This is a genomic window from Parvibaculum sp. (assembly GCF_002684405.1).
Lineage (GTDB): Bacteria > Pseudomonadota > Alphaproteobacteria > Parvibaculales > Parvibaculaceae > Parvibaculum.
Genome location: NZ_NYVD01000071.1, coordinates 1 through 8,994, shown reverse-complemented (window position 1 = coordinate 8,994; position 8,994 = coordinate 1). Strand labels below are relative to the sequence as shown.

General features: G+C 63.3%; 10 protein-coding genes. 3 read left to right on the top strand and 7 right to left on the bottom strand.

Annotated elements, in window-relative coordinates:
• Positions 1–69: 69 nt before the first annotated feature.
• From grxD to purC, 6 genes are all read right to left on the bottom strand, one after another.
• Positions 70–414: a Grx4 family monothiol glutaredoxin gene (gene grxD, locus CMI59_RS05980; protein WP_167092497.1), complete on the bottom strand. Its 345-nt coding sequence runs from the start codon at positions 412–414 to the stop codon at positions 70–72.
• 65 nt (positions 415–479) lie between these two features.
• On the bottom strand, positions 480–716 hold the full coding sequence (locus CMI59_RS05975) for a BolA family transcriptional regulator (protein WP_293326036.1): 237 nt from the start codon (positions 714–716) through the stop codon (positions 480–482).
• Between the two features lie 33 nt (positions 717–749).
• Complete coding sequence (gene purL / locus CMI59_RS05970; protein ID WP_293326033.1) at positions 750–2,972, bottom strand: phosphoribosylformylglycinamidine synthase subunit PurL; 2,223 nt, start codon at positions 2,970–2,972, stop codon at positions 750–752.
• Positions 2,969–3,637: a phosphoribosylformylglycinamidine synthase subunit PurQ gene (purQ, locus tag CMI59_RS05965; RefSeq protein ID WP_167092506.1), complete on the bottom strand. Its 669-nt coding sequence runs from the start codon at positions 3,635–3,637 to the stop codon at positions 2,969–2,971. Before purQ ends, purL begins: the two co-directional genes overlap by 4 nt.
• Positions 3,638–3,639: 2 nt before the next feature.
• Positions 3,640–3,885, bottom strand: coding sequence for a phosphoribosylformylglycinamidine synthase subunit PurS (purS, locus tag CMI59_RS05960; protein ID WP_293326028.1), 246 nt, complete (start codon positions 3,883–3,885; stop codon positions 3,640–3,642).
• Between the two features lie 146 nt (positions 3,886–4,031).
• Entirely contained in the window at positions 4,032–4,793 is a 762-nt protein-coding gene (gene purC / locus CMI59_RS05955) for a phosphoribosylaminoimidazolesuccinocarboxamide synthase (protein ID WP_293326025.1), read from the bottom strand.
• Between the two features lie 371 nt (positions 4,794–5,164).
• On the opposite strand from purC, the gene CMI59_RS05950 reads away from it, so the two are divergent.
• On the top strand, positions 5,165–5,482 hold the full coding sequence (locus CMI59_RS05950) for a DUF1476 domain-containing protein (protein WP_293326022.1): 318 nt from the start codon (positions 5,165–5,167) through the stop codon (positions 5,480–5,482).
• On the opposite strand, the gene CMI59_RS05945 is transcribed toward CMI59_RS05950, so the two are convergent.
• Positions 5,472–6,206, bottom strand: coding sequence for a TetR/AcrR family transcriptional regulator (locus CMI59_RS05945; protein ID WP_293326019.1), 735 nt, complete (start codon positions 6,204–6,206; stop codon positions 5,472–5,474). The two genes, CMI59_RS05950 and CMI59_RS05945, sit on opposite strands and share 11 nt — an antisense overlap.
• An 85-nt stretch (positions 6,207–6,291) precedes the next feature.
• Between CMI59_RS05945 and CMI59_RS05940 the strand changes: the two genes are divergently transcribed.
• Together CMI59_RS05940 and CMI59_RS05935 are read left to right on the top strand one after the other, a co-directional pair.
• Complete coding sequence (locus tag CMI59_RS05940; RefSeq protein ID WP_293326017.1) at positions 6,292–8,232, top strand: pyrroloquinoline quinone-dependent dehydrogenase; 1,941 nt, start codon at positions 6,292–6,294, stop codon at positions 8,230–8,232.
• Between the two features lie 11 nt (positions 8,233–8,243).
• Complete coding sequence (locus CMI59_RS05935) at positions 8,244–8,993, top strand: DUF4336 domain-containing protein (protein ID WP_293326014.1); 750 nt, start codon at positions 8,244–8,246, stop codon at positions 8,991–8,993.
• Position 8,994 lies beyond the last annotated feature (1 nt).

The following is an 8,994-nucleotide window of genomic DNA, read 5'->3' as shown; positions in this document are numbered from 1 at the left end:
GGTAGGGGGGGCAAAACAGAAAAAGGCCCCGGATTTCTCCGGGGCCTTTTCGTGTCGATGGCAGTTCGCTTATTGCTGCGCCGCTTCGGTTTCGATGCCCTTGGAGGCGAGATATTCGCGCAGCTCGCCCTGTTCGAACATTTCGCGGACGATGTCGCAGCCGCCGACGAACTCACCCTTCACATAAAGCTGCGGGATGGTTGGCCAGTCGGAGAATTCCTTGATGCCCTGGCGGATATCCTCGTCGGCGAGCACGTTCACGCCATGGAAGGGGACGCCCAGATAGGTCAGCACCTGCACCACGGCGTTGGAAAAGCCGCATTGCGGAAAGACGGGCGTGCCTTTCATGAAGAGCACCACGTCGCTGGTATCGAGTTCGCCCTTGATGCGGTCGAAGACCGGATTGTCGCTCATCTTTTTGTCCTCTCGTCCCGCGGGCCTTACGGGCGCCGACGGGCTATGCAGTTCAACTGTGTCGTTCAGTTTTCGGGGGCGCTGGTCTGAAGGGCGAGGGCGTGAAGCTCGTTGCCCATGCCGCCCTTGAGCGCGCCGTAAACCATCTGGTGCTGCTGTACGCGGGTCTTGCCCCTGAATGCCTCGGAGACCACGGTGGCGGCGTAATGATCGCCGTCGCCGGCCAGATCGCGGATTTCCACCACGGCGTCGGGAATGGCGTCCTTGATGAGACGTTCGATGTCAGAGGCGGTCATCGCCATGTTGCGCAGCGCTCCTTCGGCTTGGCCGAACCCTTAAAGTTCGGGGGCGGCGGCCATATAGGTCGGGAGCCAGCCTTCATGAGCGGCCTTCAGCCCCGCGACAGATATGGGTGTCCCGCCATCGAGTGTCAATTCATGGGTCCCGGTGGTGCCGACCCGCTCGGCCGGGATGCCGGCCTTTTGGGCCCGGGCGATGAGGGCGTCCGCTTCCGCCGCCGGGGCGGTCAGCACATAGCGGCCCTGATCCTCGCCAAAGGCCCATGCGTGGAGGGCCAGATCGGTTTTTGCGGTGAGTTCCGCGCCCATATTGCCGGCCATGGCCATTTCGGCGATGGCCACCAGCAGGCCGCCATCGGAGACGTCATGAACCGCGGTAACGCGGCGGGCGCGGATTTCCTCGCGCACGAAGTCGCCATGGCGGCGCTCCAGCGCCAGATCGACCGGCGGCGGGGCGCTCGCATCGTCGCGGCCATCGGCCAGATCGCGATGATAGATCGACTGGCCGAGATGGCCTTTCGTCTCGCCGAGAACGACGATCGCCTCATTGCCCGCCTTGAAGGCGATGGTGGCGCGCGCCGTGACATCGGGCAGCAGGCCGACCGCGCCGATGGCCGGTGTCGGCAGGATGCCCTTGCCGTTGGTTTCGTTGTAGAGCGAGACATTGCCGGAGACGACGGGGAAGTCGAGTTCGCGGCAGGCTTCGCCGATACCTTTAATGCAGCCCACGAACTGGCCCATGATGTCGGGCTTTTCGGGATTGCCGAAATTGAGATTGTCGGTGACGGCGAGCGGTTCCGCGCCGACGGCCGACAGGTTGCGCCAGCACTCGGCGACCGCCTGCTTGCCGCCCTCGAACGGATCGGCGGCGCAATAGCGCGGCGTCACGTCGACGGTGAAGGCGAGGCCTTTCTTTTCGGTGCCGTCCACGCGCACCACCGCGGCGTCGCCGCCCGGGCCCACAGAGGTATTGCCCTGAATGAGGTGGTCGTACTGCTCCCAGACCCAGCGGCGCGAGCACATGTCGGGCAGGGCGAGCATCTTTTCGAGCGCCTTGCCGATGTCGTTGGGGGCGGGGAGGGATGACGGGTCGAGTGCCGCGGGCTTCGGGGCCGCTTCCCAGGGGCGATCATATTCCGGGGCTTCGTCGCCCAGTTCCTTGATCGGCAGGTCGGCCATGACATCGCCATGCTGGTGCACGCGGAAGCGCAGATCGTCGGTGGTGGTGCCGACAATGGCGAAGTCGAGGTCCCATTTGAGGAAGATGGCTTTCGCTTCTTCTTCCAGGGCGGGGTCGAGCACCATGAGCATGCGCTCCTGGCTTTCCGACAGCATCATCTCATAGGCCGTCATGCCTTCTTCGCGGCAGGGCACGGCATCGAGGTTGAGGTCCACGCCGAGATTGCCCTTGGCGCCCATTTCGACCGCCGAGCAGGTGAGGCCGGCGGCGCCCATGTCCTGAATGGCGATGACGGCGCCGGACGCCATCAGCTCCAGGCAGGCTTCCAGCAGCAGCTTTTCGGAGAAGGGGTCGCCGATCTGGACGGTGGGGCGCTTTTCCTCCGTATCCTGATCGAACTCGGCAGACGCCATGGTCGCGCCGTGAATGCCGTCGCGGCCGGTCTTCGAGCCGAGATAGACGATGGGGAGCCCCACGCCCTTGGCCTCGGAATAGAAGATCTTGTCGGCATCCGCGAGGCCCGCCGCGAAGGCGTTCACAAGGCAGTTGCCGTTATAGGAGGGGTCGAAATTCACTTCGCCGCCGACGGTCGGCACGCCGAAGGAATTGCCGTAGCCACCGACGCCGGCGACGACGCCGGAGACGACGTGCCGGGTGCGGGGATGGTCCGGCTCGCCGAAGCGCAGGGCGTTCAACGCCGCGATGGGGCGTGCGCCCATGGTGAAGACGTCGCGCAAGATTCCGCCCACGCCCGTCGCCGCGCCCTGATGAGGCTCGATATAGGAGGGGTGGTTGTGGCTTTCCATCTTGAAGATGACGGCCTGACCGTCGCCGATGTCGACGACGCCCGCATTTTCGCCGGGGCCGCAAATGACGCGCTCGCCGGTGGTGGGGAGCGTGCGCAGCCATTTCTTGGAGGATTTATAGGAGCAGTGCTCGTTCCACATGGCCGAGAAGATGCCGAGCTCGGTGAGCGTCGGTTCGCGGCCGATGAGGTCCAGAATGCGCTGATATTCGTCCGGTTTCAGGCCGTGCTCGGCGATGAGTTCCGGCGTGATTTCGATATCGTTACGGATCACGCCACAGCCTCCAGCACGCTTTCAAACAGGGCCCGGCCATCGGTGCAGCCGTTCAGCTCTTCGATCATGTTTTCCGGGTGAGGCATCATGCCGAACACGTTGCCGCGTTCGTTGAGGATGCCTGCGATGTCGTTGATGGAGCCGTTGGGATTGTCGCCCTTTGCATAGCGCAGGCCCACGCGGCCTTCGCCTTCGAGGCGCTCGATGGTGGCTTCATCGGCAAAGTAATTGCCCTCGCCATGGGCGACGGGGCAGCGCCAGACCTGGCCTTGCGCATATTTGCGGGTGAAGTCGGTATCCGCATTGGCGGTTTCGAGCATCACTTCGCGGCAGACGAATTTGAGATCCGCATTGCGCATCAGCACGCCGGGCAGAAGCCCCGTCTCGCAGAGGATCTGGAAGCCGTTGCACACGCCCAGCACACGGACGCCGCGTTCGGCAGCTTTCGCCACGGCGGGCATGATATGCGCGCGGGCGGCGATGGCGCCGGTACGCAGATAGTCGCCATAGGAAAAGCCGCCGGGGACGACGACCAGATCCACATCCGGCAATTCACTATCGGCATGCCAGACCGCGGCGGGACGCGTGCCGGAAATCATTTCCAGCGCATTCAACATGTCGCGTTCGCGGTTGGAGCCGGGGAAGACGATGACGGCCGATTTCATGCTTACTTCTCGTCCAGCTCGATGGCGTAATTCTCGATCACCGTATTGGCGAGCAACTGGCGGCACATTTCGTCGAGGGCGGCCTCGGCTTTGGCCTTGTCGGTTTCGGCGAGTTCGACTTCGATGAACTTGCCCTGACGCACACCCTCCACGCCGTCGAAGCCGAGCGCGCCGAGCGCGTGCTGGATGGCTTTCCCTTGCGGATCGAGAACGCCGTTCTTGAGCGTGACTTTGATACGGGCCTTCATGCGTCTTCCGTGTCCTTGTTTCGGATGTCTGCCGTCATTGCGAGGAGCGCAGCGACGACGCAATCCATTTCATCATCTGCCGCCTTCTGGATTGCTTCGCGCCCCGAAGGACGCTCGCAATGACGACAGAGGGGCGGGGCCGGTCCTTATTTCACCAGCGTCGGGCCGCGGCGCTTGGGTTCGTTCTCGTAGAGAATGCCGAGGCGGCGCGCGACTTCCTGATAGGCTTCGATGAGACCGCCCATGTCGCGGCGGAAGCGATCCTTGTCGAGCTTGTCGTTCGATTTGATGTCCCAGAGGCGGCAGCTGTCCGGGCTGATTTCATCGGCGAGCAGAATGCGCATCATGTCGCCTTCATACTGGCGGCCGAACTCGACCTTGAAGTCCACCAGCCGGATGCCGATGCCGAGGAAGAGGCCGGTCAGGAAATCGTTGATGCGCAGCGCGAGCGCCATCATGTCGTCGATTTCCTGCGGCGAGGCCCAGCCGAAAGCGGTGATGTGCTCTTCGGAGACCATCGGGTCGTGCAGTTCGTCCGACTTGTAATAGAATTCGATGATGGAGCGGGGGAGCTGCGTGCCTTCCTCGAGGCCGAGGCGCTTTGCGAGCGAACCCGCCGCCACGTTGCGCACCACCACTTCAATCGGAATGATCTCGACTTCGCGGATCAGCTGCTCGCGCATATTGATCGAGCGAATGAAATGGGTGGGGACGCCGATCTCGTTCAGCCGCGTGAAGACGAACTCCGAGATGCGGTTGTTCAGGACACCCTTGCCCTCGATGACGGCATGTTTCGTCGCGTCGAAGGCGGTGGTGTCGTCCTTGAAATGCTGGACGAGCGTGCCCGGTTCCGGGCCTTCGTAAAGGACTTTGGCCTTGCCTTCGTAAACGCGTCTGCGCCGGCTCATATTGTTGAATCCATTCGGTTGGCGCCCCTCGGGCTCATGGGCCTTGAGGGCGAGATGCGGGGCAGGTCTCTCGATCCGGGCCGCCGGGCCCCGGGAGAAAGGGTCCTTCGGAATCGCCCTTTCGGCAGGCGCAAATTAGCGCAAGGCAGGGGGGGATACAATCGGCGCCTTTCGCGGCTGCGTAAAACCTTGTTCCCGGATAAAAAACCTTTCAGAACAATGTCTTATATCTGGTGGCAGGTGGCCGGGTTCAAGGGGTGGCCCGGCTTGTCTGGTATCGGCGGGCATCCGTGCCTATGTCCAGTAATGTGAGCGGGAAATCTGGCCGGATCGGCCGGTCAGTGGCACCCGAGAGATGGAGCAGCGTCCACATGTCCAATATCGACAAGCGTGGTGAAGCCTATGAGAACAAATTCGCCCATGACGAGGAAACGCGCTTCAAGGCCACGGCCCGGCGCAACAAGCTGCTGGGGCTCTGGGCGGCGGAGCTGATGGGGATCACCGGCCCCGAGGCGGAGGCTTATGCACAGGAGGTGGTGGCTGCCGATTTCGAGGAAGCGGGCGAGGAAGACGTGTTCCGCAAGGTGCGCCGTGACCTGGACGAGAGGGGCGTCGAGCAATCCGACCACCAGATCCGCCGGACCATGGCGGAACTGATGGAAGAGGCGATCCGCCAGATCACGAGCTGAGTTGAAGGTCGCGCATATCGGCCCGGCCTTCGGTCGCGGCCGATATCAGCGTCGAGGCGAAGCTGTGGGCGGCGGTCTCCCTGGCCATTTTCTCGGTGAGGCCTTCAATCGCATTGGCCGGCGTTTCGCGCATGCGGTGCATGGCCGTCCATGACACCGCTTCCAGCGCGATGCGGGCGGCCAGCTTGAGGTCGGGGCCCGGCTTGCCGTGCCGGCCGACGATTTTCAGCGTGACGGCCGCCAGATCGTCGCGGAAATCGCCGCGCATGGCCGCCGCCTGCAGGGCGTCGATTTCCGGTATTTCCTGGGCGAGGCGGTTCATGAGCCAGACGGCGCGGCGGACTTCATGCAGCAGGTCGTAAAACTCTCCGCCGATCATCCGCAGGTCCGCGGCGCCGGGCTTTGCGCCCTTGCCGAGGGCGGCGACGAGGGAGGGGAGCTTCACGACTTCCGCCCGCCGGGCGGCGACCAGTTTCACCGTTTCCGGCATGGAGGGTGCGCGTAGCGGCAGGGTGAGGGTATCCAGCGGCCGCTCGCAGACGCGCAGAATAGCGAGGTGGAGCAGGGCTTCCTTGCCGGTCACGTAGAGATAGAGGGTGCCGACGGAAACGCCCGCCGCTTTCGCGATATCGGCCATCTGGGCGCGGCGAAAGCCCAGCTCCGTGAAGCAGTCCACGGCGCCTTCGGCGATCTGTTCCAGACGTTTTTCGCTCTTTTTCCGCATCCCGCTCTCAATCGGAAATCATTGCCTTCCCTTGCAGGGTATAATATATGAATGAATGGTTCATTATAAAAATTGGGAAACGGCCATGCGCGCCTTTCGGATTACCGGTGTCTGCGTCCTGCTCTGCCTGCTGATCGCGCCGGCATGGGCGGCGGATGGGGGATGGGCCTCCTATGGCGGAGATGCGGGCGGGCAGCGTTATGTCGCGGCGGACGAGATTGCGCCCGACAATGTGTCGAAGCTGACGCTCGCCTGGAAATTCCGGACCGGGGCGCTGGAGGGGAAGCCGGAGAATGTGCTGGCGCGCACGGCTTTCGAGGTCACGCCGATCCTGGCGGCGGGGAGCCTGATTTTCTGCACGCCCTATAATGAGGTGATCGCGCTCGACCCGGCGACCGGCGATGAAAAATGGCGGTTCGATCCGCATCTGCCGCTGACGCTGCGGCCCGCCAACCAATATGTCTGCCGGGGTGTGGCCTATTGGAAGGACAGGTCCGCGCCGGAGGGGCAGGCCTGTTCGGAGCGCATTTTCGTTGCGACCAATCATTCGCGACTGATCGCGCTCGATGCGCATAGCGGCAAGGTGTGCAACGGCTTCGGCTCGCGCATCACGCCCGGTATGGTCGATGCGGGGCCGGACAGGCTTCTGATCTGGCCCGGCGAATTCCAGATCACCTCGCCGCCGGTGACGGTCCATAATGTGGTGATCGTCGGCTCTTCCATTTCGGACAATGCGCGTACCGATGCGCCGTCCGGCGTGGTGCGCGCTTTCGATGCGCGCAGCGGCGAGCCCATCTGGACATTCGATCCGCTCGATCCGAACAATCAGGAACCGGGGCTTGCCAAGGTGGGCGCGGCCAATGTCTGGGCGCCCATGTCGGTGGACGAGGAGCGCGGCCTCGTCTTCCTGCCGACGAGCAGCGCAAGCCCGGATTTCTACGGCGGCGGCCGGCCGGGCAATAATGCGCTTGCCGATTCAGTCGTCGCCGTGGATGTGGAATCCGGGCAGGTGGTCTGGTCTTTCCAGACCGTGCATCACGATGTCTGGGATTACGACCTTCCCGCGCAGCCGACGCTTGCCACCATTATGCATGACGGCAAGCCGGAAGATGTGGTCATTCAGGCGACCAAGACCGGCTTTCTCTTCGTGCTCGACCGCGATACGGGCAAGCCCGTTTTCGGGGTCGAGGAGCGCAAGGTGCCGCAATCCGACGTGCCCGGCGAGAAGCTGTCGCCGACGCAGCCTTTTCCGGTGAAGCCGCCGGCGCTCATTCCGCAGAAGCTCAAGAAAGGCGGGAGCTGGGGCGTGCTCGCCTTCGACCAGCTTTCCTGCAATCGCCGCCTGCAACATTATCGCAGCGAGGGGCTTTTCACACCGCCTTCGCTTCAGGGCACGATCCTCTATCCCTTCAACGGGGGCGGGGCGAACTGGGGCGGGCTTGCCTTCGACCCGAAGCGGGATATCGCCGTGGTGAACATGAACAGCATGGCGCATGTCGTGACGCTTATTCCGCGCGACAAGGTCAAGGGCGAGAAGGAAACGCATGAGGGGGCGGAGATTTCGCCGCAGACCGGTGCGCCCTATGGCATGCGGCGCGACCTCTTCATGTCGCCGCTGGGACTTCCCTGCACGCCGCCGCCCTGGGGCTATCTCATCGGGGTGAACATGAAGACGGGCGAGATCGCCTGGCGCAAACCGTTCGGCACCGTGCGCGACATGACGCCTCTTGCGCTGCCGCTGGAATGGGGCGTACCGAGTTTTGGCGGGCCGCTCGTTACCAAAACCGGGCTCATCTTTATCGGCGCGACGATGGACAACTACCTTCGCGCCTATTCGACGGAGACGGGCGACGAAATCTGGAAGGCGCGGCTTCCCGCGGGCGGGCAGGCGACGCCCATGTCTTATACATGGAAGGGGCGGCAATATGTGGTGATCGCGGCGGGCGGCCATGCGCGGGCGGGGACCAAGCTTGGCGACTACATCATGGCCTATGCGCTGCCGGAGAAGGGCAAGGCCAACAAATAGAAGGAAACCCCATGTTTCGTGCGAAGCCCTATGAACCCATCGATGCTCTCAAGCCGGTGGCGGAGGATCTCTGGATCGTGGACGGTCCTGTGATCCGGATGAGCTATCTGCTGAGCTCCAGCATCCCTTTTCCGACCCGCATGACCATTGTTCGGCTTTCCGATGGCGGGTTGTGGGTGCATTCGCCGACGGAGCTGACCGACGCGCTGAAAGCGGAAGTCGAGGCGCTGGGGCCGGTGCGCTTTCTGGTGGCGCCCAACAAGATCCATTACTGGTGGGTGGGCGACTGGCAGAAGGCATTTCCTGAGGCGCTCTCCCTTGCCGCGCCGCGCGTGGACGAGAAAGCCGGGCCGCATGGCATCAGTTTCGACCGTGTGCTGACGAATGAGACCGAACCGGAATGGACGGGCGAGATCGACCAGCTTCTCGTGCCGGGCGGCTATCTCACCGAGGCGGATTTCTTTCACCGGAAGTCGAAGACGCTGATCCTCACCGACCTCATCGAGAATTTCGAAGAGGAGAAGGTGGGCGGATGGTTCGGGCGGCTTGCCATGAAATGGAGCGGGGTGATGCATCCGCATGGCTCCATGCCGAAGGATCTGCGGATGACTTTTTCCGGGCACAAGGACGACATCAAAAGCGCCGTCGAAACCATGATCGGCTGGGCGCCGGAGCGCATCATCATCGCGCATGGACGTTGGTACGAAACGAATGCGGTGGCGGAGCTGCGCCGGGCCTTTGCATGGGCGGGTGTGCGCTAAG

Coding starts and splice junctions, on each gene's coding strand:
- grxD (WP_167092497.1), bottom strand. CDS start 414: ATGAGCGACAATCCGGTCTTCGACCGCATCAAGGGCGAACTCGATACC.
- CMI59_RS05975 (WP_293326036.1), bottom strand. CDS start 716: ATGGCGATGACCGCCTCTGACATCGAACGTCTCATCAAGGACGCCATT.
- purQ (WP_167092506.1), bottom strand. CDS start 3,637: ATGAAATCGGCCGTCATCGTCTTCCCCGGCTCCAACCGCGAACGCGAC.
- purS (WP_293326028.1), bottom strand. CDS start 3,885: ATGAAGGCCCGTATCAAAGTCACGCTCAAGAACGGCGTTCTCGATCCG.
- purC (WP_293326025.1), bottom strand. CDS start 4,793: ATGAGCCGGCGCAGACGCGTTTACGAAGGCAAGGCCAAAGTCCTTTAC.
- CMI59_RS05950 (WP_293326022.1), top strand. CDS start 5,165: ATGTCCAATATCGACAAGCGTGGTGAAGCCTATGAGAACAAATTCGCC.
- CMI59_RS05945 (WP_293326019.1), bottom strand. CDS start 6,206: ATGCGGAAAAAGAGCGAAAAACGTCTGGAACAGATCGCCGAAGGCGCC.
- CMI59_RS05940 (WP_293326017.1), top strand. CDS start 6,292: ATGCGCGCCTTTCGGATTACCGGTGTCTGCGTCCTGCTCTGCCTGCTG.
- CMI59_RS05935 (WP_293326014.1), top strand. CDS start 8,244: ATGTTTCGTGCGAAGCCCTATGAACCCATCGATGCTCTCAAGCCGGTG.